This window comes from Paracoccus broussonetiae (assembly GCF_031854425.1).
GTDB lineage: Bacteria > Pseudomonadota > Alphaproteobacteria > Rhodobacterales > Rhodobacteraceae > Paracoccus > Paracoccus broussonetiae.
In genome coordinates this window covers 1-26725 of record NZ_JAVRQI010000030.1, presented here as the reverse complement: position 1 = coordinate 26725, position 26725 = coordinate 1, and the positions used below count along the sequence as shown (strand labels likewise).

The following is a 26725-nucleotide window of genomic DNA, read 5'->3' as shown; positions in this document are numbered from 1 at the left end:
GCGCAGAAATTCGAGGCCCGGCAGACTTTTCGGATGTCCGCGATGGGCTCTCGAGGGACATGCTGCGTGGCAAGACGAGGTCAGGCGGCTGGATATCCGCCGCTGGTCCAACCTAGCGACGGTCGGCCCTTAGCGACCGCTTGTTCCTTCTCGCTCGGGCCGAGGAGGTGTAGCCGGCCCACAGAAACTACGTCGTCTGGGTGAGAGTGAAACAGGAGATTTCTGACGGCGGCGCCCCTCTTGGCCTGCCAAAGCTACTTGATTTCCGGCCGCGCGCATCTTACGTTTATGTCATCGATAGGAAGAAGGTATGAAAATGGCGGAAACTGCAACCCTGTCCACCAAATTCCAGATCTCGATCCCAAAAGCCATCCGCGCCGCCCAGCATTGGGAGGCTGGGCTGACCTTTGCCTTCATTCCGAAGGGAACCGGGGTGATGTTGGTGCCGGTGCCGGAACGCGAGGCGTTGCGCGGCTTGGCCAAAGGCGCCAATGCGACGGACTATCGCGACCGCAGCGACCGTCTCTGAATGGTTCTCGTCGATACTTCCTCGTGGATCGAATGGCTGATCGGTTCACCGACCGGTAATAAGCTCGCCGATCATCTGCCCGAACAGGCTGATTGGCTCGTGCCAACCATGGTGCAGCTGGAACTTGCAAAATGGCTGACCCGTGAGATCGGCGAGGATAAGGCGGACCAGGTCATCGCCTTTACACAGGTCTGCCAGGTCGTGCCGCTTGATACCGAAACCGCACTTGCTTCCGCTGAGGTCTGCCGCGCGCACAAGCTGGCCACGGCGGATGCGATCATCTACGCGACGGCGCAGGCGCATGGCGCGCGACTCTTGACCTGCGACGCGCATTTTGAGGGACTGCCGGGCGTGACATTGATCGCGAAAATCAAGGCATAGGCCGTCTCCGGGGTCGCTGTCGTGTGAATCCAACGACCTGCCCGCCGCAGAAACCGGTTCGCAGGTTCAGGCTCGGAACGGGCGCTGGATCGCCTTCCGCAATCACCAGCCGCCAGGGATCGACTGCACAGATCAGCAGGCGCAAGCCATAGATCATCCAAAGATTTGCTCAGTGATCGTCGCGACGTTACTTCGCCGCTATCCTGGCGCTCATCCTTGCCATCTTTTCCCGTGCAGCGGCTTCGTTGGGCCTCAGGGCTGCAAATCCTTTGCCTTCAGCAACCGTAACACCTGCCTGGTTGTCGACTTTAGTGCCGACTTCTGGGGCAGCTTGCTGAAGATCGGCCAACGCGTCGGCAATTGCCGCTTTCTGTGCGTCAGCGGCTGGTCCGGGACTCGGCGAGGTCTCTGGAGCCAGAGAATTCGGGCCTGATGAAGCTGACGATTCCTCCCCGCTCGCAGCATTCCCTCCATCCCCGGTTGCATAATCGATCAACCTGATCTTCGAAAGTTCCGTCACCTGGCTGGCCAGGGCGTGAAGCTGATCGCTCAGAACCCGGATCTCGCGCTGTTCCTTGGTGGGATAGGGCAGGGGACCGGTCTGGGCGGCCATGATCTTCCGGAAGAACGGATCCTCGTAATAGACGATGCGCCGCGCCATGATCGGCTGCTGGCGCTCGGGGATCAGGATGACCTTGTTCCGGTCGAGCCGGGAGATCTCGTCGGGCGACAGCAGCGGGCGCTCCTCGTTGCGGCGCGAGATCGTGCGGCGCAGCAACCCGCTCCGGTCGGGTGCGTAGCTGTCGCTGAGCGAGAGCCGCGTGGTCTTGCCGAGGGATTCCGAGATTTCCTGCGCAGTCATCTTGTCATTGGCGGCAAGGTAGAGCTTCATCCCGGCTGCGGATTCGATCGAGAGCCGGTCTTCCTTGCCGTAGATCTTTTCGAGGCCAGGCACGGATTGGGTGATGATCGAGACCCGAGCGCCGTGGCCGGCCAGTTGCTTGAGGGCCTGGACCACAATGGTCATGCGGCCAAGCTGGTCGAACTCGTCGAGGATCATCTTGACCGGCCAGGGTTCACGCTGAGGATCCGGCATGCTGGCGCGCAGGGTGGCGATCAGCTCGCCGAAGAAGAGCCGGATCAGCGGCGCCAGAGTCTGGATCGAGTCGGAATTGACCACGAGATAGACCGAAACCGGCCTGCGGCGCAGATCGGCAAAGGAAAAGTCATGGCCGCTGGTGGCGTAATCCACCGCGGGGTTGTTCCAGAGCGCCATGCCCGCCCCGCCAAGAACCGAGGCATGCGACGAGAGGATCTTGCCGTCATAGGCCGCGAACTTGCGGAAAGTCTCGGCGGCATTGGCATGTTTCACCTCGAGGGCATGGGCGGCATAGGCGGCCTGAGAGGCACCCTGACCGAAGAGGATCCGGTTGATCTCGCCGATGGTCGGGTTGCCACGCTCGACCGCGAGCAGACCCGCAGCCACGAAGAGCTGGCGACCTTCGGACAGGAAATCACCGGCGTTGCCCTTGTCTGAGACGGTCAGGAAATAATCGGCGATCTTGGCCAGTTCGGTATAACGCTCGGCAGGGTGCGCGATCTTCGCCACCCGTTCGAGCGGGTTGTAGCGATGACTGGAATGCTCGAAATCGAAAGGCGCGAAGCGGAACACCTCATCCCCGAGCGAGAGGCGATGCCGGGCGGTCGCCTCGAAGATCTCGCCTTTCACATCGAGGACGACGACGCTGCCGGGGAACAGGAGCACGTTCGGATTGACGTAACCCACGCCCTTGCCGGCCCGGGTCGGGGCGACCACCAGGCAATGTGGGAACTTGTCATAGACCGCGGAAATGAACCGACCCGGGCCGAGCCGGCGGCCGAGGCGACCGAAGCGGTAAAGCTTGCCATAGACCAGGCCGGCGCCCACCGGCATCAAAAGCCCGTTCCGGCGCATCTCGGCGCGGCTTTGGAAATGGGCCTGGCCATACTGGGTCAGCTTATGCCGGAAGCTGAGAACCAGGGCGGCCAGGCCAAGGGCCAGGGAAGAGGCGATGACCACGCCATAGGCAAAGCACCAGGGTTCGGTCTGCGCCGTGCGCCAGCCCGGATAACCGGTCAGGAGAAGGAAGGGATTGGCGGCATTCACGTCCTGGCCGAGATGCCAGGCCAGCCACATGCCGCCAAGAACCGATCCGAGCAGCGCACCGCAGATGAGGCCGAAGGGAAGGGCAACAAGAAATCGGGTCATCACGCCTCTCAAAAACCGAGGTCGAGATCGGGCCCGCTGTCGGGGTCGAGGAGAACAGCCGGCGTCTTCAGCTGTTCAGATCCGCGCTCGCGCAGAACCTGGTGGCTCGCGACCACCAGCCTGAGCGCCATGCCGGTGATCGCGCGCTGGTCCTGGTCAGGCAGATCGAGGCTCAGGTCCTGGGTATCCCCCGCGCGCAGCCGCTCCAACGTGCCAGCGCCATAGCGCGCCTCGATATCCTCCCGGAAAGCCGCTGCCTGCTCCTCCGTGCGGAATTGCGGCCGTTCACCGGCCGTCACGGCATCTGCCATTTCGATAAAGGCAGCGACGAGGCGCACGGCCCGGGCGACGTCGACCGTCAGCTCCGGGACGGTCTCATATGCGACCACAGTTGCCGCGCGGGGAGGCTGATGCCCGGACAGCAGGGATGGCCGGACCGGGTCATCGACCTTGCCCCCATGACCTTCCGGCAGCTGGCTCGTTTCAGAAAGCGCGTTTAGGAAGCGGGCCTCATCGCCACCCTGCTCGTAGAAACGGAACGCGACGGATTCAGCGGCCGCGAGCGTCGGAAAAGCCAGTTCAGAATGGAAGAGGGGGCCTTCCCCACCCAGATGGGAGGTCTCATAGCCCGGATGGTAGCCCCGATCTGTGGCGACGACGAGCTCGCGGTATTCCTCGTTGATCCCGTCGGCCCACTTCCAGTTGCCGAGACACGCCAGTGTCGGGCCCCTGGTCGCGCGGTCCGTTTCCCATGAGCGAGAGTTGATCGCCAGATGAACCTCGCCGTAAGCCTCCCCGACATCAGTATAGGCCCTCAGGCGGGCATCACCGTCCCGAAGATCGAGGCCTTTCGCCCTGGCAAACCCCTCAACATCGGCTTCGACCCGGGCCGCGAGTTTCGACGGATCGGACCAGTTCCCGGCCGACCAGCTTGTGGTCTCGCCCGGATCGAGGCCCTGTGCCTTCATCTCCGCCTCGCGGTCTTCCTGGGGCAGGGCGGCAAGCTGGGCCAGGGCTTGTATGGCCTCGTCCCGTGCCGTCTCGAGCCTCTCGCGGTTCTCCGACGCCGCAACCAGCCTTGCCGCCTCGGTGGCCTGACGCGCTTGCGCAAGGTCGGGGCGCAGAAAATCCTGCACCGCGCCGAGTGCGCGCCGGACTCTGTTTTCCTGCTCATCAACCATCATCGTCCCTCCGGTCCTCGGATCAGTAGCCGAGCCAGCCGAGCAGTTCGGCCGTCTCGGTAAATCTTTCGGCCAGTTCCGCGCGGGCCTCGGCCGGATCATGGTCATGCGCGCGCAGGATCCTTTCGGCCTCTTCAACGCTGAGGACCGGTCTTCTCTCCGCGAACTCCCAGCTGGTCATGCCGGCATCTCCGCGTTCCCCGCGTCATCAAGGGCCGGGATCCAGATCTCCATGACGCCGCGCTGCGCGCCGGTGCGGCCGACCTGGATCACCACGTCGATGGCGCCGCGCACATAGCGCTGGATCTCGGCATAGCTCATGCCGAGCCCACCCTTCGAGACCATGAAGGCGAGGCGATCGAGCGCTTTGCGCGCGGAATGGGCATGGACCGTGGTGAAGGAGCCCTCATGGCCGGTGTTGATGGCCTCGAGGAAGGTGATTGCTTCGATCCCCCGCAGCTCGCCGACGATGATGCGATCCGGCCGCAGGCGCAGGGTAGCTTCGAGGAGCCGCTCCGCCCCGCGCGGCGAACCCTCCTCGCGATCTGCGATCAGATTGACGACATTCGGCAGGTCCGGCAGCAATTCACTGGCGTCCTGGATCAGCGCGAGGCGCTGCTCCGGTGGCACCAGCCACAGCAGCCGGCGCGCGAGTTCGGTCTTGCCACCCGAGGTGATCCCGGAGATCAGCACGTTCAGGCGCTGGCGCACAACCTCCCGGCAGAAGATATCGAAACCACCCTCGGAACCGGGCTGCAGCCGGTCGCGGAGCCTTGCCAGGATCCGTGCCCGCTCCTCTTCCAGCGACAGGGTGACATCGCGCATGAGATCGAAGCGGTGCGGTGCCGCGCCCGCAGACCGCGGGCGGAAGAGGCGGAAGGACAGCACCGTGCCTTCGGCCGAGGCCGGTGGCACGAGCGCCTGGCAGCGCAGATTGATGCCCTCGAAGCCAACCGAAGCCGAGATCATCGGCCTCTCCTCTGAGAGCTTCAGGCTCTGGTCATTGGCGATCTGGCGCGCGAGATCGCGGGGATAGTTGCAATCGAGACCGGGAATTTCGGCCCGGGTCATCACCGCCTCGCCGGCGCGCTCGGTCCAGACCGAGCCATCGCCATTGATGGCGACCTCGATCATGGCCGGATCCCGTAAAAGGGTGCCTATCCGGTCAAGGTAGTGATGCAGATAGCCCATTACAGCATCTCCACATCGGCATTGACCTGCACCATGACGATGGCCCCCTGGTTGATGCTGAGCGTCGTCGGGATATCGAGATAGCCCTGCATGAGCTCGCCCAGGACCGATGTCGTGCCCTGCGCGACATTAGAAGCCGCATCGTTCCAGGCCTGGTGGCGGCTGTCGCCTTCCGATCCGTCTTCAAGCGCGGCCGTGATGATCGCGGGCAGGCCGCCGATCACGGAAACCGCCGCCGCCCCGGCGAAGCGGGCGAGGGTATGGTTGCGGACCCGGCCGGTGAGGCCCGAGCGGCCGATCCGGTCGGTGCCATAGGCGGCGAGATCCGCCGTCTGCCCGTCCGGGGTCACCACCCGGTCCCAGGCCACCAGTACCCGGCGCTGGCCGCGGGCAATATCCGAGCTGTAGCGGCCAAAGAGTTTCGAGCCACGCGGGATCGCGACATTGGCCATGTCCATCGACCACACGTCCCGACTGACGGTAGCGATGATATTGCCCTCGAGGCTGGACTGGATCGCGGTCTGCAATGTGGCCTCGATGAGGGTGCCTTGCACGACGGTGCGCGAGGGATTGGCGATGACCTCGGCATGGGTCACCTCGGCGTGGGTGGCGCCGGCCCGCACGAAGGATTCGTCGCCGGGGCCGCTCTGGCCTTCGACTTCCCCGGCAACCGTGGAAGCCGCATTGTCGGGAGGGGCGCTTGAACCACCACCTGCGCGATAGGCCACCATCGGCGAGGCGTTCCGGGCCGCACGCAGCGCTTCGGCCGCTGCGCGACGCGCCTCGAGTTCGGCAAGGCGCTGCGCGTCTTCATCGACCATCCCCGCATCTGGAAGCCCGAGCATGTTCGAGGTCCCGAGTTGTGTCTGCAGTCGGATATTCTCGCGCTCGAGTTCGGCATAGACACTGTCCCTCTCGGTCGCCGCCGCCTTCAGGGACTGCATCTCCGCCTGCAGGTTGGTCAGCCCATCCGGGCTTTCCGCGGGCCGTTTCTTCAACTCCTGGATCTCGGCCTGCAGATCGGCGAGCTCCTGGCGCAGCCGCCCGGCCTCCTCCTTGGCGGCGGGGTCGATGAGTTTCTCGGGCGCGGGTTTCGGCGTCTCAACTGCAGGCTCGAGGTGCGGTGTGCGCGTGGAAAAGCCGGCAAGGCCGAGATCCTGCTGGAATTCGGCCACCTCCGACGTTCTGACCGCAGGCTTTGCCTGCTCGGCCGCTGGCAGCGAGGCGACATAGCCGCCGATCCCGAGCCCCGCCGCCAGCACCGCGGCATAGGGTCCGTAGATCCGGAAGGGCGAGGCCTTCGGCTCCGGTTTGCGCAGGCGCCTCAGCCGCTCCTGCACTTTCGTCTCGGCATCAGCGCTCATGGCCGCACGCCCTCTCCCTCGATGCAGGCATGATCGTCGCCGTAACGGACCACCCAGCGGCTGGAGCGGCCGGAGACGACAATGACGGCGCCGTCCATACTGCTGTTGACGGCATATTCCCGACCCTTGGCATCGACGCGGAATATGGTCGGGGTCGCCGCCGCGGCGGGGATCTGGAAGTAGGTTTTGGCGCCATCATCCGAGATCCCGATCGGGGCAAAGCTCGCCCCTCTGGTCCGGCTGATGATCCGGTAGCGCATCTTTGGGGGTGGGGCCTCCGGCAGAGGCGCAACCCGGCTGCGGCTGGACGGACCCCGGGCGCTGCCTTGGACCGCAAACTTAACCGACCAGGACGGACGGGCTTTGCCCTCAACGACATTCAGGAAATAGAAGCGCCGGTCGGTTTCGACGGTGACATTGGTCTGAGCGCCGTCGAGCACCGGCTTGATGGTGAAGACATTGTTGCCTTCCAGCTTCTCGACCTGGAAGCTTTCGGTATCGCCGGCCGCGATCGCGCGGATGGTTTCCCCCTCGCCGAGCTCTATCATGGTGATGTTCCGGACCCGGACCGGTACGGTATAGACCTGACCTTCCTGATAACTGGCATAGGTGATCCGCCCGTCATGCGCGCCGGCGCGCGGGCTGATTTCGGCGAGGGCAGGCGCGGGTAGCGAGAGGCCAGCCAGGGCCACCGCGATCAGCATCCTCTTCATTCCTGATCCTCCAGGGATTCCGCGGTGACGCGGTAGCTGGTGACCACGAAGCCAAGCGGATTTTCCCAGACCAGCTCGACCGCATTTTCGGTGGAGGGCTGGAAGGCATAGCTGACGGTGGCGTAGAACTTGCCGGACCGGTCCTCCTCGCCGGTCTGCGAGAAGGTCTTGGTGAAGCGCACGGTGGCGGTATTCGCGCTCACCTCGCTGATGCTCAAAACCTTGATGCTGACCTTGCCCGCGGCGCCGTAGAGCGTGGGTGGATAGGTCGGATTGGCCGGGTTCCAGAGGCTGCGCAGCCGGTCCTGTTCCAGGAGGCTCGACATGCGGAACACCTTGAGCAGGCGGGTCTCGTTGTCGTTCTCGTCATAGGTTTCGCGATCCATGACATAGTTGAAAAGAAGGCCTTTGCGCACGGCCTCGGCCTCGGACATGGTGGCGGGCGCGACCTCCACCGCCCGGCTCGCCATGCCGGTATCCTTGTCGACGATGGTGAGATAGGCTTGGGTTTCCTTCAGCGGCAGCAGCATCAGGCACAGCGCGACCGATCCGGCCGCGATCCCGAGGCCGAGCGTACCGATGACAAAGCCCCGGCGTTCGCGACGTTTTCCATCGAGGAAGAACTCGCTTTCGAGAAGTGTTCTCTGTTCAGACACGCGGTCTGTCATGGCAATGCCTCGGGATTGAATGTCAGAAGGTGCGGCGGGCCGGGTCTGGCCCGCCCGTGCTAGCGCAGGATGCTGGCGGCGCGGATTTTCTCGGCGAGCCGGCCGCCGCGTTCTGCCCAGGTCCGATCGCGAAGCTCCTGGGCCCGGCGCGGGGTCTGCCCGCCAGATAGCAGTCCGCTCCCGGTGGCGCGCGCCCGGCTAGCGAGCGGACCGGCAAGCGGGTGCGCCAGCCCGCGGATCGGCTGCGGCGAGATCGATGCCAGATGGAACTGCCCGGTCAGGTGGCTTGCCGCCTGCGGGATCGCCTTCAGGGCGAAGATGCCGACGAAGACCACGACGAAGAAGCCAAGGATCGAGCCGAGGTTGGTGATGTCGTCGCCGGCCGGGAACTGCGCTTCGCCGACCTTGACGACGCTGGCGATGATCGCGGCGGCCGCGATCGGGTACATCAGGTAGCCAACGAAGGAGGTGATCCAGGCCTCGAAGAGATTGCGGGTCTTGTCGAAGATGGTGCCGGCCATGGCCAGCGGCGCGACCCCGAGCAGGAAGGCAATCATGATCTTGGCAAAGCCTACGACCAGGACATAGCCCGCCATCATCAGGGCGAGGACAAAATAGGAAATCGCCCCGATCACCCCGCGCTGGATCGAGCCTTGCGCGCGCGAAACCGCGTTGGCAGTTTCCGTCATGTTTCGGGCAAAATCATCCATGGCCGCAGAAGGTGTCGGGGCCGCCCCGCCCTGGCTCGCCACCTCGAAGAAGCCCATGGCAAGATTGCCGGAGCCCTCGGAAAGGGCGTGATAGATGACCCCGAAATTGGCCCAGCTCAGTGCGAAGACATAGACCAGTACCACCCGCCAGAGCAGCTGCAGGGAATCGCGCAGGGACAGGCTCGCGGCACCGAAGGCGATATTGATGCCGATGCCGATGACGAGGATGGTCACCAGGAGGGTGACCACCGGCCCGAGTGCCGTCGCTGTGGCCTCGAAGAACCGCGCACCAACATTGCTGATGGAGGTGTCGATGCTGTCGAGAATGCTGGTGACGATGCCCATCAGCTTTCCCCGCCGCAGAGATATTCAACCTGGCGCCTGAGCGTGCGGGCCTCATCATAAAGTGGCCGTGTCACCAGCTCCTCGGGATTACTGACCCCGGCCTTCGCCATCAACTTCTTCTCAAAGGCGAGGATGGCCGAGGCGCGCACGAGCTTGCCGGAACAGGAGCAGTCCCGCGTCGCCAGCACATTCGTCATGCGCAGGTAGGCGCTCATGTCCCGGCGACGCGCATAGAGCTGACTGCCGGGTTTCAGGAGCACCGCCTTCAGCGCCTCGGGTTTTTCGCATTTCCGGTAGGGGACATTGCCGGGGTGCGCGAGCGGGGTGATGCCGGACAGATCGGGTGCCGCATCGGGATCGATCTGCAGGAAGCTCTCCTCCGCGGCCGCGGCGGCGGCATCCAACTCTTCGATTGACACTGCAGGAAAGGGGGCGGTCTGGTCGGCAGGGGCCGCTTGCGGCGCCAATGTCATCAGGGAGGTCGCAGCGACGAAGACAAGGCCGCCGGCGCCGATGACATGAACAGGTCTCATGTTCAGTTCTCCATCTCGATCTGCAGGAACTTCTCCTCCTCGGCGGCGGTGGCGGCATCCATCACCCCGGCCTCGCCCATGCCCACGGTCTGGACCGCCTCCATCGCCCAGAGATTGCCGAGCGCGATGCCAAGCTCGGCAGTGACCCGGGTATTGAGATCGATCGCCTGTTTGAGGTTCTTCGTGCCCTCGATCCCGGTCACCAGCCTGTCGATCCGGGTCAGGCTTTCGCGGGCCTGCTGCGACGAGCTTTCCGCTGCCACCGACAGGAAGGCGTTGACGTTGGCTTGGGTGCCAATCCGGGCCGTGGCGGGTTTTTCGCTCTTGCCGAGGCCCTCGACCTGTTCGCGGTTCATTCCGGCCGAGGCGAAGGTCTGCTCGACCCGGGTCCCGACCGGGCCACCGCCCAGCGTGCCGCCCGAGAGCACCTGCGACCAATTGCCGGTCTTCGCTGCCGCAAGCGAGGCGCCGAGGTCGGCAAATTGCGGCAGGATATTCTTGAGGAAGGTTTCTGGATCAACGCCGAGATCCGCCAGCGTCAGCCCATCCTTCAAGGCCGAGATCTGACTTTGCAGCAGCTGAACCTGCTCGATCAACTTCAGCGTCTGGTCATCGAGCTTCACGTTGGCGGCGATCTGCTCCTTGAGCTGAAGCTTCGCCTCGACCAGCTGGTCGGTCAGCTTGGCAAGGCTGCTCAGGTCGATGGTCGGGACCCCTTGTGCGCTCGCATCCGGAGAGAGACCGAGAGCAAGGGCAGCGGCTGCCAGGTACGTTTTCATCATCGATTCTCCTCGGAGATGCGCAGGAATTCAGCGTCCTCGGCATAGGCCTGCAAAAGGAGGGCGTGACGCGTGGCATAGAGCCTTTGCCTGACGGCCTTGAGGCGGCCCTGGACCACCGCCATGCGTACGACCTCGGCCCGCGCATAGCTGTTCAGATCCATTGCCACCTTGGCCGAGCCGGTGCCCTCGATTTCGAGCAGGATCGCGCGGATCCGCACTGCGGCACCCTGCATTGCGCCCATGCTGGCGCGCGCGTAATGACTGCCGGCATCGGCAATGTTCGAGGCTTCCGCGATCGCCATGTCCCGGGGGTCAAGGGTACCGATCTGGTCGGCACCACTCATGCCGGCCGCATAGCGATTGTAGAAAGCGGTGATGCGGGTGACATAGCCTTGCGTCTCGGCAAAGGGCGGAATGTCCCCGTATTTTCGGACAGCGCCCGGCCCCGCATTATAGGCCGCGAGCGCGAGCGGCATCGAGCCAAAAGCGCCGAGCTGGGCGAGCAGGTAGCGCGCGCCACCATCGAGCTGTAGCCGGGGATCGTCGTAATAGCCCGGGTAGATGCCGAGTTCCTCTGCCGTGCCGGGGATGATCTGGGTGAGCCCGAAGGCGGCCCTCGGGCTCTTCGCCCCGATCGAGAAGTTCGATTCCTGCTTTACCAGTGCCTGAAACCAGCAGCGGAATTCGACGGCATTGATGCCTGCCTTTGCCAACGCCGGATGCCCGCCATATCTGATCGCCGTCTCCGCGATCATCTGCTCGATCGTCGCGCGGGCATCGCCGAAGAGACGGCCGGCATAGGGATTGTCGTCCTCGATCGGGTAGATCCGCGCGGCCGGGAATTTTCCACCCTCGTCGCCACCCTCGAGGCCGGGCACGAAGCCGCTGGTTTCCGTGAGCAATCTCAGGGTTTCGTCGAGCGCGGTGATCTGCTTGCTCTGCTGCCGGGCGATCTCGGCCCGTTTCCGGTTTTCCGCCTGTTCGACCGCGGATTTCGCGCCCTCCGCCTCCATGACCAACACGTCAAGCGCCAGCTTCTTTGCGTCAATTGTCGGCACACCGACCGACCAGAGGGCTGAGGGCCAGGCCGCGAGCGCGAGGATCGAGCCAAGGAGCAAGGGTCTGAAAGACATGCGCCGCCCTTCAGCGCGCCAGCGCGCAGTCGGGCGCTGCAATGAACGCCATGCGGTTCCAGCAATTGGCCTGTTTGATCGGGGGCTCGCCGCAGGCAGAGAGCAAAGGCAGCAGCAACAGGAGCAGGAAGGCCTTCCGCGTCATCATGTTCTCCAGAAGAAAGGGATGGTTTGGTAATCGGCGCCGAAGGCAGCGCGACCGGCTTCGCCGCCGCCGAGTGCGGTCAGGAGCGGGCCGAGAGTCGAGAGATCGACATCGAGGATGGTCTGGCCGCCATGGCTGCGCAGCAGCGCCTGCCGTCGCGCCGTCCGTCCCGCCAGCAGGAAGTCGATCTCGGCATCCGAAAGCCCGAAGCCCTGATAGTCGGCTGGCGTGGCGCGCCGGTTCGGAAACAGGATCTGTGTCGGCAGTCCCTCGAGGATCGCTCCTGAGCGGCTGTTTCTGATCTGCGATGGAAATTGTGTGAGCAGCACTACGACCACATTCATCTTCCGCACCGTGACCAGCCATTTCGGCAGCCAGCGGGCGAAGAACTCGTCGTCAAAGACGGTCGAGGCCTCGTCGATGATCAGGAGCATGCGCTCGCGGGCCTCGAACATCAGCTCCAGACGACGGAAGATATAGGTGAGGAGCGCCGAGCGTTCGCTCGGCAGGCCGAGGATCTCGGTCAGGTCGATGCCGAGAACATCAAGACCGGCAAAATCCACCACCGGTGTCCCGGCCGCGCCGAAGACCCAATTGTAGCGGCCCTCCGGCCCCCATTCCGCGATCCGCGTCGCCAGCGCACGGTTGTCGCGCGCATCGCCGATCAGCGTGGTAAAATGTTGGAAGGTGCGAAGATCCGGCGTTGCCTGCCCGTTCTGGCGCACCGCCTGTTTCAGGCTGTCTGCCTGTTGCGGGGTCAGGGTTTCGCCACCGCGCTCGGCGAGTGTGGCGAGCCAGTCCATCAACCAGGCCTCGCCGCGCGGCCCGTTTTCGGTGACGAGCGGGTTGAGCCCGGTCGGCTGGCCGGCTTTAATCTCGGCATAGCGTCCGCCAAGCGCCGCAATGGCCATGCGCAGCCCCTGGTCCTTGTCGAAAAACACTATGCGCGCCCCGCTGCGCCGCGCCTGGGCGGCAAGGAAAGCAAGCGTCGCGGTCTTGCCGCTGTTCGAGGGTCCCAGGATGAGCGTGTGCCCGATGCTGGGCTCGGCTTTTGGATCGCCGGCGTCGTGAAAGGAAAATCGATGCGCGGCCCCGGTGACCGTCTGGAAAACCGTGATCGGCGTCTTCCAGGGCAGGCGCTCTGGGCTAAGGCCGCAATCAGTCATGTGCAGGCTGCAGAGATCGGCGAAGGTGATGCTGCTGACAATGCTCTCCCAGGCCTGGTAATCGCGATTGCCAGGATGGTTGGCGAAGAAGGTCGCCTCCATGGTCGAGGCGAGCCGCGTCAACCGGATCCTGGCCTGCTCGGCCACGCCACGGACCTGCGAAACCCGGGTTTCCAGGGCCGCCGGGCTGTCGGCAAAGACCGTGATGGTGAACTGGTGCTCGCCAAAGCCAAGACGACCACTTTCCACGTCGTCATAGGTTGTGGCCAGCTGGTCCTCGATCGAGCCTGCGGCGTCGCCTGCCGCGCGCATCTGCTGGATGCGCAGCTTGGCGAGATCGGCAATCTTCTGGCGTGCGATCGGGGTATAGGAATGCGTGAGCAGCGTGTCCATGCCGGTGTCGAGCGCATCGAGCATGCCGGGCTCGGACATGGTCGGATAGTTCTTGACCGCCAGCACCGCGGCATAGCGCGGCTGGTCCGGCCCCTCGGTCAGCCGGACCACGTTGCCCCTGAAGCGCAGCCCGACAGTGCTGACATCCTCTGCGATCAGCGTCATGTCACCGCGATATTCCGGCCGGTACACACCGGAATTGAGCGAAGCGTAGAAGCCGAGAAGCGAGCCGTTGCTGATCCGGAGCAGTTTCGTTCCGATCGGCAGACTGGTTTCCAGAATAGTCACGACCTCGCGCAGTTCGGCATGGCGCTCGGCGCTGTCGCCGTCGAAGATCTCGCGGGCCTTTCTGGCGAAGACCGGCAGCTTGAGCGGCGCCTGCAGGTTTCTAACCACGGTCAGGACCAGAACGAAGTCGCGCAGCTTCTGCTCCGCGAGATGCGCACTCCATCTGGCATCGAGATCGGCGGCGAAACTGTCGCCATGGATCGGGGCGAGGTCGAGCTTCGCCGGTTTCATCATGCGATGGACATAGAAGCTGAAGCGCTCGTCGAGCCCGTCGAGGATGGCGGCGAAACCGCGGCGCAGATCCTCGAGATCATCCTCGGCCGAGGTAAACCCATCCTTACCCCGGACCTCCAGCGACATCATCAGCGCATTCTCCCGGCTGCGCACGGTATGGTCATCCACCTCCAGCACGTAAGGCATATGCGGATAGAGTTGCGGGAACTTGGGCCGGGCAGCTGTGGCGCGCGCGCTGCGCGCGCGGATATCACCCGCGTCAAACATGGTGCCGGCCCTCTTTTCTCTGCCTTGGGGAAAGCGGCGGCGGGGTCCGGCGCAGCACCACCGCCAGGGCCTTATGGCCATTGGGGTTCATCGCGACGAAGACGCGGGCCGCGACATACCAGACCGGCCCGGTCAGCACCCAGGGGATGAATTGGGTCCAGAAGAAGGGCAGGGCGGTCAGGGCGCCGACGGCAAGGGCATAGGGCATCGGCAGCCCGATCAGCTTCGCCTGGCGCGAGAGCCCGAGAATGACTGGGCTCTTCTCCATCAGGAGAGTGCCGATTTCATCTGGGTGACGAGGGTGCTGCCGCCGAAGACGAAGAAGCCGCCGACGAAAATCATCACCACCCACCACCAGCTGATCCGGTTCATCGCCGCCATGAAGCCGCAGATGATGAAGGCGCCGGTGAAGATGGCGATGGCGATATTGCCCTTGAGCCAGTTGATGAATCCCGTGCCGACCTTGTCGACCTTGGAGAAGTCGACCGTTCCCGCCTGGGCCAGGACCTCGGATGCGTGCAGGGTGAGCAAGGCCACCGCCAGGACCGCGATCGCGGCCTGGACGTAATTCCGGTTCATGTCTGCTTCCTTGTCTACTGCGCCATCAGGCGATCACGCTCCGCCAGGATGCGGAGCACATAGTTTCGGGTTTCTGGGTAAGGGGGTATGCCGCCATATTTGCGGACCGCGTCCGGCCCGGCATTATAGGCCGCCAGTGCCAGCACCGGGCTGCGGAATCGCTGCATCTGCGCGAGTAGGTAGCGCGCGCCGCCGTCGAGATTCTGTACAGGATCAGAAGGATCCACGCCGAGGATCCGGGCAGTTCCCGGCATCAGCTGGGCCAGGCCCATCGCGCCCTTCGGACTCAATGCCACCGGGTCAAAGCGGGATTCTTGCCAGATCATCGATCGGAAAAGAGCGTGCCATTGCGCGGAGGTCAGGCCGGCTGCTTGCAGCGCTGGATGGTTACGATAGCGCGCCGCCGTGCGATCGATGCCCAGGAGGATGTCGGGGGATGCAATCACCTCGCGGGCGACAGGGATAATCCGCTCACGCAACGCGTGCTCGCGCAGTGCATTGCCGAGGGCCGTGTCTTCAATGGCGACGACATCAGCGGCGGCCGTGGGAACAATCTGTTTGCCGCGGGCGTCGTAGCGCAGGACTGAAGATCCGGCGTCGATCCCGGCCGCGCCTGCGGTGCCGTTGAAGCGTATGACCTCGGCGGTGGCGGGAAAGGGCAGGAAGATCCAGGGGATGAGCGCCAGAGATATGCACAGTCGCCAACCCCATGATTTAGTCGGGAAGTGTGACCCGCTGCCGCTCACGATCTCCTTCGACGGAGGGAATGCCAGGGGTGTGGACCCCATATTGTTTGCAGAAGGAATAGATGCCGTTGACCGTTTTGAAGACCCGCATGTCGTCGGCAATCTGGCCGCCGCGGCGCGACTTGAGCAGCGGAACTTCCTGAGATTCATCGGGTGCGACCAAGAGAACCACCCATTCTCCGTACCAATAGGAGTTGCGTAGATATGCATCCGAGCGGCAAAGCACCTCAATGTGCCAGCCATCGCGCAGATATTCCATGAACTCTTCTGCCTGATCGAGAACAAAAAAATATGGCTTCTTGAAGGCAGGCGATGACAACGGTCCGTCTCCATTGACGGTCGCATGGCCCGCGGTTGCTGCTCGCCAAGCCATACGACATTACAAATGTGTTAGCAATCTTGTAATTTCGATTAGCATTGTAATTTTGCTGCCGAAAGCGCGAGATCGCCTGCCCGCCGGGGGCGGACAGCTTTGTCTATCTGGAATTGGAAGTTGCGCCAACTGGCTGTGTGCCGGCCTGCTTACGCAGTCGGCGAGGTTAGGATCAAATCTGACAGGGCTACACCAGGCCAGTCAGGTTCCGACCTTCTCGTGGGACGGGCGGAATCCATCCTGTCCACTGACGGGTTCGGGGTCCCTCACAGTTGCGGGATCTATCACTTCGCAACTGAACGCAAGAAAGCGGCCATCGACATTGCTCTGGGTCTTACCCAGAGGTGAGGGAGAAAACCCCATGCGTTTCGCCATGCGCATGAACGCCGGCGATCCAAGGAAGAGGCACTCCTTCGCACTGAGGAGATGAAGAAAGCGATTGGAGGCAACAAGGATTGCCTCACCCACGCCCTGTTCCCTGATCGCAACCAGTCTCGTCAGTTCCCAGATGTCAGCCGCCACCGGCGGCGCCTTTTCACAAAGGGCAGTGGGCATGTTCTTGAGAACTCCGAGACAGGCATCGCGGATCATGTAGCTATAGGTGATGCCTCCCGTGCCGAACCGGTTGTCGGTCCGAACCAGCCTGGCGCCCCCGAGGACTTCGCTGCCCCGATGTGCCACGACATAAACGACGCCGATGAAATCGTATTGTTCGAATTCGACCCCTTCCGCATGGAAGAGGCCCCAGTTCATCTGATCGATGAACACGGCCTTGCGCAACGCAAGGAATTTCATCACCAGAGGCCACCGATCAGCCGAACTCGGCAGCATCAGGATCGAGACCTCAAAGTCCCTCTCGTGCGTGCGGGGCAGCGCGGCGAGTTCGGCAGCTTTAGCGGGAAGTACCATCAGGAAATCTTGCGAGCCCCAAGAACTGGCGACCATGTGTGACAGGATTTGGCAACCATAGACCGCGATTGGAGACCTCAACGGTCACCACGCCATCCACTGCGTATTGGTCGAAATATTCATGCAACGTGTCAACCATATCCCTCGTGAACTCGGCCTTGCCATCGACAACCGTTTTTTGCGCCATGCTCGAATTCTCCATTTTCCGCCTATCTGTCCGGACCCCGCTGGACAAGCCAAGGTTGTGGGGAGAAATTTACCCTTTCGATTAAACAGACCTACCTTTTCAGGGATGAATATGCTTGCCGAGATGCTTCCAGGCTTTGAAGATGACCGACCAAGGTTGAACGCACTCGCCCCCGCCGGTTGGGTTCTCGCCTTCAATTATACAGCAAAGGGCGTAGAGTTCCTCGAGAGTTCGATGCCCCCCATCTGGCAGGAAACCTACGTTCGCAGCGGCGTTTTCCTCGATGACCCTGTTTTCCGATGGATTGTGAAGGCCCAGAGCGGGGCAACGCGGTGGTCCGACATCACCATACCCGACCCGAACGGGATCCTGCGAGCTGCACAGGCCCATGGTATGCGATTCGGGATGGCGGCCACCCGAGTTGTCAACGGGTTGCACTCGTTCGTGTCGCTTTCCCGCGGTGACCACGAATTTTCAGATGACGAGATTTCTGAAGTTGCCGGGAAGTTCTTCTATTGGGTGGACTTTCTGCACAACCGTGCTTCTCTGACCGACGCGGAACTCTCCGTTCTCGCCGCACTGCGCGATGGCCTGTCCCAACGCCAGGCAGCGACGCGCCTTTCGGTGTCAGTAGAGACCATCAAGTACCGCAGTCAACGTGCGCAGGAAAAGCTGCGAGCTAAGAGCAGCACACAAGCGGTGGCCATCGCGCAGTCAAGGAATTTCATCTAGCGGTTGCTTTATCCCAAAGGTTAAATTGGCCGCTCGTCTTCTTTTCAATCCCACGACACATGCACAGGTTCGCCTCCATCAGAGGAGGACGACGGCCCATGCGACAGGAGCCAGGCAGAAAGCGCGGAAATCGATTTCTCGACGAGGTGCGCCAGGGAGATGGCATAGGACTGAGCTATGAGACGTCGACAGGCAGGACCGGTGTCGTTTGGCTCATTCGCCCTTCGGATCAATCTGGGTCTCAGTCACCGAAGATGACCGTTCTCGGCCAGTATCTGCACTCAGAGCAATCTTCGGCTTGCCCAAAGTGTGACTGAGCAGCTATGCAATCTTGCAAGAATGATTCACATATTGCAAAATTGATAGCATGCAACTTTCAACAGGTATCAAAGCGTTTGCCGTTATGCTGATTGCCGTGCCTTCCGGCAGTCCTGCCTATCCGATCGACTGCGCCATCCTGCTTTGTCTTGCAGGCGGGTTTCCGGCTTCGACGGAATGCACTCCCGCGAAGGTCGAGATGATCCGCCGCATCACACCGTTTCCGGTAGAGCCACCGCTGCAACTCTGGAACTGTCCGATGGGCGGCGGTGGCGGCCTGCCGACTGGAGAGGGGCCAAGACAGTTGCCCCCCGAGGTGCGTGCCTATCGCGACGCAATTGAACTCTACCATATCGACTATTCACAAAAGAGGGGAGGCGGCGACATGCACATCCGGGATCGCTCCAGGCAGGGCCGTTACGATGTCGCCGGCAACTTGTCTTGGTCAAAAATGGAAATGCGAGAAGCACCAAGCTGGATCTTCGCCGTAACTGGCGGGGACGAGCAAAAGGTCAAGAGCGGGTTCGGAACGATCATGTTCTGGCGCGGTGTGCTGATGCGTTGGCGTGACTACCAGGGCAAGACATCTGAGGAGTGGGTGCCCTACTGAATGGATTGCCCATCGGCTGAGTGCTTCAGCCCGGCCGTTTGCAAAAGGAGTCGATTGATCTTTCGACGAAAATGAAAACCCCCGCGCGGGATCCGCACGAGGGGCTCTCGATAGATGACACAGGCTTGCACACCTGATGTATCCCGTTGCTGAGGATATAGTTATCTGCCCAGCCCCGGAGTTCAAGCGAAAAAACCGCATTTCTGCGGATCGATGTCGCATGTCCGCTGTCCCGCGCCTCAGGAAACGAGGAGCAAAACATAAATGCACTATCCCGCCCCCATGACACGTCCCGTGCTGCCTGAAGGCATGTCGCTCAGTCATGTCCTCGAGCTTGTGGAGCGCGTTGCCAGGCATCTTCACTTGGGAGCCGCACGCTGCACGGTGCTATTGCGCATGATGCGTCAAACTGCGCCGGCCGATTGGCTCGATCCCAACCGGGATCCGGTTTGCTACCGCGCCCAACAGGACCTCGCGCAGGAACTTGGGATCACCGATCGGATGCTTCGCCTGCATGAAAAAGGCCTCGAAGCACTCGGTCTCATCGAGATCGATACCGCAGCAAATGGCCGCCGATCCGGTCGGACCCTTAGCAATGGCCGGCGGCTCGGCATCAATTTTCGGCCAATGGTTGAAATCATGAAAGATCTGCTTGCGCTGGATGCCGAACATCGTCTCCAGGCGCATCGCATCTCGGTCCTGAGGCTCGAATGCTCGGCCGCAAAGCGAGACGCAAAAATCGCCATCGAACGCCTCCTGGAAACCGTGCCACAGCATCCCGCCTTACCGAAGCTGCTGCGGCGCTACACCTCCTGGCCGCGGCGCTATGCCACGTTCCGGTGTTCCGGGGAGCTTGAGGCGCATCTGGCTGCCATCGGGGCAGTGCTCGAAGAGGCGCTTGGCTGCCTGCAATGTTGGTCGGAAATTTCCGGCAGGGCGGAAGCACGTGTTCCGACAATATCAAATACAATTCTAAAGATTCTTGAAGGGGGAGGGACACGTCTTCCGTTGGCGGATCGGGCGGTGTCGCGCTCGAGCCCACGCGGAAGGGCCAACGACCGGCCAGACCAGGACGATCTCAGCTGGCTGACCCCGGAGATCGTCAGTGAGATTGCGAGCCCGGATTTCCGCTTCTGCCTTGAAGCCCTGCGCTCGTCCGGCCCCGTGAACGAGCGCGTTCTGCGCAGTACCGCAATCATGTTGCTGCGAGATCTCGGTATCACGGAATCTGCCTGGGAGGCTGCGCTGGATCAGATGGGCAGCCTTCGTGCCGCGCTGGCCGTGCTGATCATCGATGCAAACCGCAGCCATCCGGTCACGCCCACTCGCTCCCCTGGCGCCATGTTGCGGGGCTTCACCACGCACGATCGCGTGGGCGACCTCGATCTTTCTGGCGCGCTGAAGAGTCTGTTGCGCAGATCACGGGTGGCGAAATGATCGGTAAGCTTTGCCTCATGTCGCTCCCCACCTTAGCGCCTCTGGCCGTTCCTGCACTCGGGCAATCGACGGATTTCTTCCCGGACTGCTTGCCGCCCGAAGAACCCTATTTGCCCGTCGAGGATGATGCGCTGGCTCGTTACGCCGAACTGATTGCGGCCGATTTCGAGCGCTACTTCTCCGAGGTCACCCGGTATTTCGCCTGCATGGACGCGACCCGCCAGGCTGAGTTCGAACAGGCGCGGCAGGTCTCTGAGCAACATCGGCGGTTTCTGGATCGCCTGGACGCGCTGGGTTTCAGCTCCAAGGCGACTGCAGGGCGCACGCCGTGATTGGCCGGACGCCCCCAATGGGATTCTTCGTCAAGCCGGCCTATCGGACGAAATCTGGCAAGGTACAGTTCGCGGTCTATTTCCAGGCGCCACCCCGGCGCGGAACGAACGGGGAAATCCAGACCGTTCGCGCCAAGCCGCTCCTCATCGCCAGCAACGCGCTGGACGACCCCGAGCACTTTCTTCAGATCGTGGCCCATGTGCTGAATACGGCGATCTCGGAGCAGGGGCTAAGCGAACGACGCTGACCCTACCGGGTTCACGCCAGAAGGCGATAAATTCAAGCCGTGCTGCAGGAAATGGGGAAGGCAAGACCTGTCTTGATCACCGGAGAGATGCTGGAAGAATTTAGGCCGCAGGAAAAAACGCGCCCTCGATACCATGCAGGGGGTCGAGCAGAAGCTGCTTCACAAGTTGGCGGTGTAAGCCGGGCAGCGCGCGCCCCGCCGCGACAGCAACCTTCGCCTTGTCATGACCAACGCGGGTAGGTACGCCGCGGCGTCATTCCCAATCTGGCGTGAGCTTTTTCTGATCAGATTTTACAGGTCCGGCAGGCACCAGATCCGCCACGAATTTTGGGAGGGCGCTGTGCTTTACAGGGTCCAACATTTCCTGCGGCAGTCGGTCCTCAATCAGGCCGAGTATTGCTTCAGCCTGAATTCTGTCTCGCGCTGCCTTGCCGGGATCACGGTCCGATCTTTGGGAAATCCAAAGCTTATGCGCCGCCCATATGGCCGGTGCCGGTGCAGTCATTCTGACTGGAAAGCCACGGTCATCGATGGCGATGGCCGTGAAGGCAGGCGCAGACACAAGCCATTCCAGGCCCACAATCGGGGCCGGAACTGCATCGCCTTCAGTGCCGCTGACCTGGCCGGGCATGACCCGATGCGCCGGCCGTGCCTCCGGGCGGATAAATTCGACCATGAACCCCTCCTTGTTGGTCAGCCGAAAATCTCCCTTCTGACGCTGCTGGAACGACGGATCGGCGGATCTGGCGATTGCCTCCAAGCCCCGCGCTTCTCCGTCAATCGCGATGCGCAGGGGTGCGCGGTCGTCGATCAGAACATCCAAATCTCCGGTGGCGACCATCTCCCCGTTAAAGATCACCGCTGCCGCGGCTTCATAGGCATAGAGCGCATGCGTGCCCACAACCCGAAAACGAGCCGCCGCCGGGTTCTCATCGAGCTTCCGGATCAGCCTCGCCGCGATGCTGGGAACACGCTGGTGGTTGAGCGCCCGCATCACCGCGGCCAGTTGATTGATCTCCGCGATCGGCTCCGCTTCCTTGCCCTGCTTCAGAACGAATGCCTTCTGCGCCTTCGTGAGCTTCAATGCCTTCGTAATTCTCAGTTCGTGACCCAGCCAAGAAGGGTTAGCCCAAAGCTCAGCTTCAAACGGGCCAGCTTCCCTCGCTCTCAGCCGTCCAGCGGGGTTCGGTCGAGATAGCCCTGCAATTCGACCCGGCCGTCTGGCGGCGGCGCGGGTTCGTCCTGCATCTCCTTGGGCGCGGTCCAGCCAGGCTCGATCCCGGTCATGTCGGGCAACTGGTGCGCAATGCCCTGATGGCATTCGATGCAGGTGCGCTGGCCGGTCAGCAGATACTGGCTGTGGATGGAGGCAGCCCGGGGCGCCTGTTTCGACAGGTCCATCGCAACTGCGGAATGGCAGTTCCGGCATTCCAAACTATCATTGGCCTTTAGCCGAGCCCACTCGCGCTTTGCCATGACGATGCGATGCTCGAGGAATTTCTGCCGCGTGTTTACCGTGCCGAATATCTTGCCCCAGACCTCCTTCGATGCCTGCATCTTGCGGGCGATCTTGTGGGTCCATTCATGCGGGACGTGGCAATCGGGGCACCCAGCCCGGACGCCCGAGCGATTCGAGAAATGGATCGTATGCGACAATTCTTCATAGACATTCGCCCGCATCTCATGACAGCCGATGCAGAAGCTTTCGCGGTTGGTAGCCTCAAGCGCGGTGTTAAACGCGCCCCAGAACATGACACCGCCGATGAAGCCGCCAAGGGTCAGGAAGCCCAGTCCCAGCGTGCCGGCCGGGGTCCAGAGTACGTTCCAGAACCATTTGATCAGCCCCAGGATCCAGAAGAACAGTCCGCGGATCCAGCGCATGTCACTGTTCCCCCGCAGTGTTGGCGCCCATCTCGGCCATATCGGTGAAGGTGTTCTGCACCAGTGCCTCGGTATCGGCCTGTGGAACATGGCATTGTGTGCAGAAATATCGCCGGGGCGAGACATCGGCCAGCATCTGCCCCTCTCGGGTCATGTAATGCGTAATCGAGATCATCGGCGCGCCGGTCCCCAGCGAGTTTTCGCGCTTGTGACAGGACATGCAGCGGTTCGCGTTGACCGAAAGCTGATAGCCTTCGATCGAATGGGGAATGATCGGCGGCTGCTCGGGATAGGCGCGCATCTGGCGCACGTCATCGGTCACATAACGTTCGAGGGGCGCGGCGGGGATCGCCTCCATCGGGTCGGGCGTGGGACCAGTCAGTTCGGGCGGGTCCTGCGGCAGCCCCTGCGCAAGCGTCAGGGTGGCGGCGCAGGCACAGGCGATCATCAGAACGGTACGCAGCGGTTTCATCACACGGCCTCGATCTTGACGGCACATTTCTTGAAGTCGGTCTGCTTCGAAATCGGGTCGGTCGCGTCCAGCGTCACCTTGTTGATGAGCTGGCTGGCATCGAACCACGGCACGAAGATCACGCCCTTGGGCATGCGGTTGCGGCCCCTGATCTCGACCCGCGAGCGGATCTCGCCGCGCCGCGAGACAACGCGAACCTCCATGCCCTGATTGAGCCCGCGCTCGCGCGCATCGGTCGCGTTCATGAAGACCTTGGCGCCGGGGAAGGCCTTATAGAGCTCGGGCACGCGCATGGTCATCGACCCCGAATGCCAGTGCTCCAGCACGCGCCCCGTCACGAGCCAGAAGTTGAATTCGTCATCCGGGCTTTCCGCCGGCGGCTCATAGGGCACGCCGATGATCAGTGCCTTGCCGTCGGGATAGCCGTAGAACTCGACCCCGGCTCCCGACTTCACATAGGGGTCGAGGCCTTCGCGATAGCGCCAGAGCGTCTCCTTGCCGTCGACCACCGGCCAGCGCAGCCCCCGAATGTCGTCGGACTGATACATGTCATAGGGGGCAAGGTCGTGGCCATGGCCGCGCCCGAAGCTGGCATATTCCTCGAACAGGCCTTTCTGGATGTAGAAGCCGAACTCCTGCGCCTCGCGGTTGGTGTAGTCCTCGCGGATCTCTGACAGGGGGAACTGGTCGACCTGCCCATTGGCGAAGGCGACCTCGTAAATGGTCCTGCCCTTGTAATCCGGGTTCGCGGCGAGCAGGTCGGCGGGCCAGACCTCGTCCGTGGTGAAACGTTTCGAGAATTCGACCAGTTGCCAAAGGTCTGACCGCGCATCGCCGGGCGCATCGACAAGCTGGTGCCAAGCGTGGGTGCGGCGTTCGGCATTGCCGTAGACCCCCTCCTTCTCGACCCACATCGCGGCGGGCAGGATGATGTCGGCGGCCATGGCGGTGACCGTGGGATAGGCGTCTGAGCAGACGATCAGGTTGTCGGGATTGCGATAGCCCGGATAAGCCTCGCCCGAACTGTTCGCCGAAGCCTGCAGATTGTTGTTCACCATGATCCAGTAGAAATTCAGCTTGCCGTCATGCAGCATCCGGTCCTGCAGCACGGCATGATAACCGGGCTTGGTGTTCAGCAGGCCATGCGGAACCTTCCACAACTCCTCGGCATGCTTCACATGCTCGGGGTTCGTCACCACCATGTCGGCGGGAAGGCGGTGAGCGAAGGTGCCGACCTCGCGTGCCGTGCCGCAGGCCGAGGGCTGGCCGGTCAGCGAGAAGGGCGAGTTGCCCGGTTCCGAGATTTTCCCGGTCAGCAGGTGGATGTTGTAGACAAGCTGGTTGGCCCAGACGCCGCGGACATGCTGGTTGAAGCCCATGGTCCAGAGCGACATGACCTTCTTGTTCGGATCGGCATAAAGCTCGGCCAGTTCCTTCAGGAAGCCCGGCTCGACCCCGGACAGTTCGCTGACATAGTCCAGCGTATAGGTCGAGACGAGCGCCTTGTAGGCCTCGAAATCCGAGGGGTCCATCTTGCCGGAATCCGCGGCCCCCGTCGCCTTCTGCTCCAGCGGATTTTCGGGGCGCAGGCCATAACCGATATCGGTCTGGCCCTTCACGAACTTGGTGTATTTCGAGACGAAATCTTCGTTCACCGCGCCGGATTCGATGATGTGGTTCGCGATGTAGTTCAGGATCGCAAGGTCGGTCCCCGGCTTGAAGACGATCGGGATGTCGGCAAGGTCCATCGAACGGTGCGTGAAGGTCGACAGCACCGCGCATTTCACCCCCGGCGTCCCCAGCCTGCGGTCGGCGAGGCGCGTCCACAGGATCGGGTGCATCTCGGCCATGTTCGAGCCCCAGAGCACGAAGGCATCGGCATGCTCGAAATCGTCATAGCACCCCATCGGCTCGTCCATGCCGAAGGTGCGCATGAAGGCAACGGCGGCCGAGGCCATGCAGTGGCGCGCATTGGGGTCCAGGTTGTTTGACCGGAAGCCCACCCGCATCAGCTTGGTCGCGGCATAGCCCTCAAGCACGGTCCACTGGCCGGATCCGAACATGCCGACGCCCGTCGGCCCCTTCTCCTTCAGCACCTCCTTGACCTTGGCGGCCATGGTGTCGAAGGCCTCGTCCCAGCTTACCGGCTCGAAATCGCCGTTCTTGTCGAAGACTCCGTTCGACTTGCGCATCAGGGGCGTGGTCAGGCGGTCCTGGCCATACATGATCTTGGACAGGAAATAGCCCTTGATGCAGTTGAGGCCCCGGTTCACCTCGGCCTGCATGTCGCCATGCGTGGCGACGACCTTGCCATCCTTGACGCCGACCATCACACCGCAGCCGGTGCCGCAGAAGCGGCAGGGGGCTTTGGACCATTTGATCTGCAGCGCCTCGACCCCGCCCACAACTGGCTGGGCCAAGACCGATACAGGCAGGCCCGCGGCGGTGGCCGCTAGCGCGGCGGCGTGGGCTTTCAGAAGGTTTCGTCTGGTCTGGTCGACGCTCATCGCTGCTACTCCGCCTTCTCAGCGTGCTCGAACACCATGTTGGCGCCGAGAACGCCGTCGATAAGGTTGATTTCGCTAAGTTTCTGACCCAGCTCGCCGCTGCTGCGGCCCTCGATCGTGACGACTATGCGGCGCTCGTCACGGCCATGCACCTCCACATTCCTATGCCCGGAAAGCGCATTCAGCACCGCCGGCATCCGGCCGGGGATCACGCTGACGACAGCCGAGGAGACGTGCCATGCCTCGTGCTTCATGGCGGCCCTCCCAATGGTGAGTAGGTGATCGCCTGCCCGGGGCATAACGCGATGCAGGCGCCGCAGCCGATGCAGAGAGCGTCGTCTAACTTGGGCAGGAACGGACCGCCGATGCGCGGGCGCATGATGATCGCGGATTCGGGACAGGCGTCGCGGCAAGCCATGCAGGTGATGTCAGCGCGGGCCAGGCAATTGTCGTCGATAATGACCCGGTGCGCCATCACCCGCGTCGCATCAAAGACTGGCTCGGGACAGGCCTCTGCGCATGCGCCGCAGAAGAGGCATTCACCAAGCTCTGGCAGGAGGCGCACCCTGCCCGCGCTGAGCGAGAGGATGTCTTGCGGACAGGCCTCGACACAGGCGGCGCAGCCGGTGCAATGCCCGACCGAAACCTCCGTCACGCCCGGCGGCCGCGGCGCAAACGGCGGCGTGGCCGTGCGTCCTTTCAGGAGCTGGCGGCGGGATATGCTGGCGGCGGCTGGCATATCAGGTCAGTGCCCAATTACGGGAGGACCGGGTGGCCCAGTCATGATCTGATACATCCAGACGAGGAAGCCGTAGCCGCCCACGAAGGCGATAGAAAGGATCGGCCAGATGGCAAAGGCAAGCAGGACAAAAACAACCAGCTCCCGTCTGCGCTGACCGGGGGCAATTACTTTTCCTGCAATGCTGTCGTGAGCGCTCGGCAACTTCATTCACCTTTGCTGGAGGCAAGTGAGGAGCTGTCTAAATGCTTAATAACCACATCATAGCAGCAGTGCTGAGGCTCTGGAAGTGCTTGCGTTAAGCTGCCTGCAATGAACCCCTGGTCTTGCCCCCATTTCACCGGACACTCAGGCGGTTGTGGTTTGAGCTGCGATGAACTCGCG

Annotated in this window: 32 protein-coding genes; 7 read left to right on the top strand and 25 right to left on the bottom strand. The window is 62.6% G+C overall.

Going from position 1 to position 26725, the window contains the following annotated elements; genetic code table 11:
• Positions 1-316: 316 nt before the first annotated feature.
• A complete protein-coding gene (locus RM190_RS22810) occupies positions 317-529 on the top strand; it encodes an AbrB/MazE/SpoVT family DNA-binding domain-containing protein (RefSeq protein ID WP_311761780.1) in 213 nt (70 codons plus the stop codon).
• Positions 530-910 carry a type II toxin-antitoxin system VapC family toxin gene (locus tag RM190_RS22805; protein WP_311761779.1) on the top strand — a complete coding sequence of 127 codons (381 nt, stop codon included), beginning with the start codon at positions 530-532 and terminating at the stop codon, positions 908-910.
• Between the two features lie 187 nt (positions 911-1097).
• On the opposite strand, the gene RM190_RS22800 is transcribed toward RM190_RS22805, so the two are convergent.
• From RM190_RS22800 to RM190_RS22715, 18 genes are all read right to left on the bottom strand, one after another.
• Entirely contained in the window at positions 1098-3158 is a 2061-nt protein-coding gene (locus RM190_RS22800; RefSeq protein WP_311761778.1) for a type IV secretory system conjugative DNA transfer family protein, read from the bottom strand.
• 8 nt (positions 3159-3166) lie between these two features.
• Entirely contained in the window at positions 3167-4342 is a 1176-nt protein-coding gene (locus RM190_RS22795; RefSeq protein WP_311761777.1) for a hypothetical protein, read from the bottom strand.
• 19 nt (positions 4343-4361) lie between these two features.
• On the bottom strand, positions 4362-4520 hold the full coding sequence (locus tag RM190_RS22790; protein ID WP_311761776.1) for a hypothetical protein: 159 nt from the start codon (positions 4518-4520) through the stop codon (positions 4362-4364).
• Positions 4517-5530, bottom strand: a complete 1014-nt coding sequence (locus RM190_RS22785; protein ID WP_311761775.1) for an ATPase, T2SS/T4P/T4SS family — start codon at positions 5528-5530, stop codon at positions 4517-4519. The genes RM190_RS22790 and RM190_RS22785 overlap by 4 nt, the downstream gene beginning before the upstream one ends.
• Positions 5530-6894, bottom strand: coding sequence for a TrbI/VirB10 family protein (locus RM190_RS22780; protein WP_311761774.1), 1365 nt, complete (start codon positions 6892-6894; stop codon positions 5530-5532). Before RM190_RS22780 ends, RM190_RS22785 begins: the two co-directional genes overlap by 1 nt.
• Complete coding sequence (locus RM190_RS22775) at positions 6891-7607, bottom strand: TrbG/VirB9 family P-type conjugative transfer protein (protein WP_311761773.1); 717 nt, start codon at positions 7605-7607, stop codon at positions 6891-6893. Before RM190_RS22775 ends, RM190_RS22780 begins: the two co-directional genes overlap by 4 nt.
• On the bottom strand, positions 7604-8275 hold the full coding sequence (locus tag RM190_RS22770; RefSeq protein ID WP_311761772.1) for a virB8 family protein: 672 nt from the start codon (positions 8273-8275) through the stop codon (positions 7604-7606). The genes RM190_RS22775 and RM190_RS22770 overlap by 4 nt, the downstream gene beginning before the upstream one ends.
• Before the next feature lie 59 nt (positions 8276-8334).
• Positions 8335-9330 (bottom strand): type IV secretion system protein, encoded by a 996-nt coding sequence (locus RM190_RS22765; protein ID WP_311761771.1) that lies wholly within the window; start codon positions 9328-9330, stop codon positions 8335-8337.
• Positions 9330-9863 (bottom strand): hypothetical protein, encoded by a 534-nt coding sequence (locus RM190_RS22760; protein ID WP_311761770.1) that lies wholly within the window; start codon positions 9861-9863, stop codon positions 9330-9332. Before RM190_RS22760 ends, RM190_RS22765 begins: the two co-directional genes overlap by 1 nt.
• Positions 9864-9865: 2 nt before the next feature.
• Positions 9866-10645, bottom strand: a complete 780-nt coding sequence (locus RM190_RS22755; protein ID WP_311761769.1) for a type IV secretion system protein — start codon at positions 10643-10645, stop codon at positions 9866-9868.
• Positions 10642-11778: a lytic transglycosylase domain-containing protein gene (locus RM190_RS22750; RefSeq protein WP_311761768.1), complete on the bottom strand. Its 1137-nt coding sequence runs from the start codon at positions 11776-11778 to the stop codon at positions 10642-10644. The genes RM190_RS22755 and RM190_RS22750 overlap by 4 nt, the downstream gene beginning before the upstream one ends.
• 10 nt (positions 11779-11788) lie before the next feature.
• A complete protein-coding gene (locus RM190_RS22745; RefSeq protein WP_311761767.1) occupies positions 11789-11923 on the bottom strand; it encodes a hypothetical protein in 135 nt (44 codons plus the stop codon).
• On the bottom strand, positions 11923-14271 hold the full coding sequence (locus RM190_RS22740) for a VirB4 family type IV secretion/conjugal transfer ATPase (protein WP_311761766.1): 2349 nt from the start codon (positions 14269-14271) through the stop codon (positions 11923-11925). Before RM190_RS22740 ends, RM190_RS22745 begins: the two co-directional genes overlap by 1 nt.
• On the bottom strand, positions 14264-14539 hold the full coding sequence (locus RM190_RS22735) for a VirB3 family type IV secretion system protein (protein ID WP_311761765.1): 276 nt from the start codon (positions 14537-14539) through the stop codon (positions 14264-14266). Before RM190_RS22735 ends, RM190_RS22740 begins: the two co-directional genes overlap by 8 nt.
• Complete coding sequence (locus tag RM190_RS22730) at positions 14539-14850, bottom strand: TrbC/VirB2 family protein (protein ID WP_311761764.1); 312 nt, start codon at positions 14848-14850, stop codon at positions 14539-14541. Before RM190_RS22730 ends, RM190_RS22735 begins: the two co-directional genes overlap by 1 nt.
• 14 nt (positions 14851-14864) lie before the next feature.
• Positions 14865-15596, bottom strand: a complete 732-nt coding sequence (locus RM190_RS22725; RefSeq protein WP_311761763.1) for a lytic transglycosylase domain-containing protein — start codon at positions 15594-15596, stop codon at positions 14865-14867.
• Positions 15565-15969, bottom strand: coding sequence for a hypothetical protein (locus RM190_RS22720; RefSeq protein ID WP_311761762.1), 405 nt, complete (start codon positions 15967-15969; stop codon positions 15565-15567). The genes RM190_RS22725 and RM190_RS22720 overlap by 32 nt, the downstream gene beginning before the upstream one ends.
• 201 nt (positions 15970-16170) lie before the next feature.
• Positions 16171-16878 (bottom strand): acyl-homoserine-lactone synthase, encoded by a 708-nt coding sequence (locus RM190_RS22715; RefSeq protein ID WP_311761761.1) that lies wholly within the window; start codon positions 16876-16878, stop codon positions 16171-16173.
• Positions 16879-16999: 121 nt separating this feature from the next.
• Here RM190_RS22715 and RM190_RS22710 point away from each other — a divergent pair, with 121 nt between their 5' ends.
• From RM190_RS22710 to RM190_RS22690, 5 genes are all read left to right on the top strand, one after another.
• The gene (locus RM190_RS22710) at positions 17000-17797 is read left to right on the top strand and encodes a helix-turn-helix transcriptional regulator (RefSeq protein ID WP_311761760.1); all 798 of its coding nucleotides are present in this window, start codon (positions 17000-17002) and stop codon (positions 17795-17797) included.
• Positions 17798-18164: 367 nt separating this feature from the next.
• Positions 18165-18725 carry a hypothetical protein gene (locus tag RM190_RS22705; RefSeq protein WP_311761759.1) on the top strand — a complete coding sequence of 187 codons (561 nt, stop codon included), beginning with the start codon at positions 18165-18167 and terminating at the stop codon, positions 18723-18725.
• Between the two features lie 282 nt (positions 18726-19007).
• Complete coding sequence (repC, locus tag RM190_RS22700) at positions 19008-20162, top strand: replication initiation protein RepC (protein WP_311761758.1); 1155 nt, start codon at positions 19008-19010, stop codon at positions 20160-20162.
• Entirely contained in the window at positions 20159-20494 is a 336-nt protein-coding gene (locus tag RM190_RS22695) for a hypothetical protein (protein ID WP_311761757.1), read from the top strand. The genes repC and RM190_RS22695 overlap by 4 nt, the downstream gene beginning before the upstream one ends.
• Positions 20495-20511: 17 nt before the next feature.
• Complete coding sequence (locus RM190_RS22690) at positions 20512-20742, top strand: hypothetical protein (protein WP_311761756.1); 231 nt, start codon at positions 20512-20514, stop codon at positions 20740-20742.
• Positions 20743-20995: 253 nt separating this feature from the next.
• Here RM190_RS22690 and RM190_RS22685 read toward each other — a convergent pair whose 3' ends face one another.
• From RM190_RS22685 to napE, 7 genes are all read right to left on the bottom strand, one after another.
• Positions 20996-21826: a GSU2403 family nucleotidyltransferase fold protein gene (locus tag RM190_RS22685; protein ID WP_311761755.1), complete on the bottom strand. Its 831-nt coding sequence runs from the start codon at positions 21824-21826 to the stop codon at positions 20996-20998.
• A gap of 83 nt (positions 21827-21909) precedes the next feature.
• On the bottom strand, positions 21910-22623 hold the full coding sequence (locus RM190_RS22680) for a NapC/NirT family cytochrome c (RefSeq protein WP_311761754.1): 714 nt from the start codon (positions 22621-22623) through the stop codon (positions 21910-21912).
• A 1-nt stretch (position 22624) separates the two neighbouring features.
• On the bottom strand, positions 22625-23095 hold the full coding sequence (locus RM190_RS22675) for a nitrate reductase cytochrome c-type subunit (RefSeq protein ID WP_390908876.1): 471 nt from the start codon (positions 23093-23095) through the stop codon (positions 22625-22627).
• On the bottom strand, positions 23095-25602 hold the full coding sequence (gene napA, locus RM190_RS22670) for a periplasmic nitrate reductase subunit alpha (RefSeq protein ID WP_311761753.1): 2508 nt from the start codon (positions 25600-25602) through the stop codon (positions 23095-23097). The genes RM190_RS22675 and napA overlap by 1 nt, the downstream gene beginning before the upstream one ends.
• Positions 25603-25607: 5 nt before the next feature.
• Positions 25608-25856, bottom strand: a complete 249-nt coding sequence (locus RM190_RS22665) for a chaperone NapD (protein WP_311761752.1) — start codon at positions 25854-25856, stop codon at positions 25608-25610.
• Positions 25853-26341: a ferredoxin-type protein NapF gene (locus RM190_RS22660; RefSeq protein WP_311761751.1), complete on the bottom strand. Its 489-nt coding sequence runs from the start codon at positions 26339-26341 to the stop codon at positions 25853-25855. Before RM190_RS22660 ends, RM190_RS22665 begins: the two co-directional genes overlap by 4 nt.
• 6 nt (positions 26342-26347) lie before the next feature.
• A complete protein-coding gene (gene napE / locus RM190_RS22655; protein WP_311761750.1) occupies positions 26348-26551 on the bottom strand; it encodes a periplasmic nitrate reductase, NapE protein in 204 nt (67 codons plus the stop codon).
• Positions 26552-26725: the final 174 nt, after the last annotated feature.

Coding starts and splice junctions, on each gene's coding strand:
- RM190_RS22720 (WP_311761762.1), bottom strand. CDS start 15,969: ATGGCTTGGCGAGCAGCAACCGCGGGCCATGCGACCGTCAATGGAGAC.
- RM190_RS22745 (WP_311761767.1), bottom strand. CDS start 11,923: ATGACGCGGAAGGCCTTCCTGCTCCTGTTGCTGCTGCCTTTGCTCTCT.
- RM190_RS22750 (WP_311761768.1), bottom strand. CDS start 11,778: ATGTCTTTCAGACCCTTGCTCCTTGGCTCGATCCTCGCGCTCGCGGCC.
- RM190_RS22780 (WP_311761774.1), bottom strand. CDS start 6,894: ATGAGCGCTGATGCCGAGACGAAAGTGCAGGAGCGGCTGAGGCGCCTG.
- RM190_RS22665 (WP_311761752.1), bottom strand. CDS start 25,856: ATGAAGCACGAGGCATGGCACGTCTCCTCGGCTGTCGTCAGCGTGATC.
- RM190_RS22765 (WP_311761771.1), bottom strand. CDS start 9,330: ATGGGCATCGTCACCAGCATTCTCGACAGCATCGACACCTCCATCAGC.
- RM190_RS22770 (WP_311761772.1), bottom strand. CDS start 8,275: ATGACAGACCGCGTGTCTGAACAGAGAACACTTCTCGAAAGCGAGTTC.
- RM190_RS22800 (WP_311761778.1), bottom strand. CDS start 3,158: ATGACCCGATTTCTTGTTGCCCTTCCCTTCGGCCTCATCTGCGGTGCG.
- RM190_RS22660 (WP_311761751.1), bottom strand. CDS start 26,341: ATGCCAGCCGCCGCCAGCATATCCCGCCGCCAGCTCCTGAAAGGACGC.
- RM190_RS22785 (WP_311761775.1), bottom strand. CDS start 5,530: ATGGGCTATCTGCATCACTACCTTGACCGGATAGGCACCCTTTTACGG.
- RM190_RS22705 (WP_311761759.1), top strand. CDS start 18,165: ATGCAACTTTCAACAGGTATCAAAGCGTTTGCCGTTATGCTGATTGCC.
- RM190_RS22675 (WP_390908876.1), bottom strand. CDS start 23,095: ATGAAACCGCTGCGTACCGTTCTGATGATCGCCTGTGCCTGCGCCGCC.
- repC (WP_311761758.1), top strand. CDS start 19,008: ATGACACGTCCCGTGCTGCCTGAAGGCATGTCGCTCAGTCATGTCCTC.
- RM190_RS22740 (WP_311761766.1), bottom strand. CDS start 14,271: ATGTTTGACGCGGGTGATATCCGCGCGCGCAGCGCGCGCGCCACAGCT.
- napE (WP_311761750.1), bottom strand. CDS start 26,551: ATGAAGTTGCCGAGCGCTCACGACAGCATTGCAGGAAAAGTAATTGCC.
- RM190_RS22795 (WP_311761777.1), bottom strand. CDS start 4,342: ATGATGGTTGATGAGCAGGAAAACAGAGTCCGGCGCGCACTCGGCGCG.
- RM190_RS22735 (WP_311761765.1), bottom strand. CDS start 14,539: ATGGAGAAGAGCCCAGTCATTCTCGGGCTCTCGCGCCAGGCGAAGCTG.
- RM190_RS22755 (WP_311761769.1), bottom strand. CDS start 10,645: ATGATGAAAACGTACCTGGCAGCCGCTGCCCTTGCTCTCGGTCTCTCT.
- RM190_RS22695 (WP_311761757.1), top strand. CDS start 20,159: ATGATCGGTAAGCTTTGCCTCATGTCGCTCCCCACCTTAGCGCCTCTG.
- RM190_RS22775 (WP_311761773.1), bottom strand. CDS start 7,607: ATGAAGAGGATGCTGATCGCGGTGGCCCTGGCTGGCCTCTCGCTACCC.
- RM190_RS22760 (WP_311761770.1), bottom strand. CDS start 9,863: ATGAGACCTGTTCATGTCATCGGCGCCGGCGGCCTTGTCTTCGTCGCT.
- RM190_RS22790 (WP_311761776.1), bottom strand. CDS start 4,520: ATGACCAGCTGGGAGTTCGCGGAGAGAAGACCGGTCCTCAGCGTTGAA.
- napA (WP_311761753.1), bottom strand. CDS start 25,602: ATGAGCGTCGACCAGACCAGACGAAACCTTCTGAAAGCCCACGCCGCC.
- RM190_RS22805 (WP_311761779.1), top strand. CDS start 530: ATGGTTCTCGTCGATACTTCCTCGTGGATCGAATGGCTGATCGGTTCA.
- RM190_RS22810 (WP_311761780.1), top strand. CDS start 317: ATGGCGGAAACTGCAACCCTGTCCACCAAATTCCAGATCTCGATCCCA.
- RM190_RS22680 (WP_311761754.1), bottom strand. CDS start 22,623: ATGCGCTGGATCCGCGGACTGTTCTTCTGGATCCTGGGGCTGATCAAA.
- RM190_RS22710 (WP_311761760.1), top strand. CDS start 17,000: ATGCAACGTGTCAACCATATCCCTCGTGAACTCGGCCTTGCCATCGAC.
- RM190_RS22715 (WP_311761761.1), bottom strand. CDS start 16,878: ATGGTACTTCCCGCTAAAGCTGCCGAACTCGCCGCGCTGCCCCGCACG.
- RM190_RS22730 (WP_311761764.1), bottom strand. CDS start 14,850: ATGAACCGGAATTACGTCCAGGCCGCGATCGCGGTCCTGGCGGTGGCC.
- RM190_RS22690 (WP_311761756.1), top strand. CDS start 20,512: ATGGGATTCTTCGTCAAGCCGGCCTATCGGACGAAATCTGGCAAGGTA.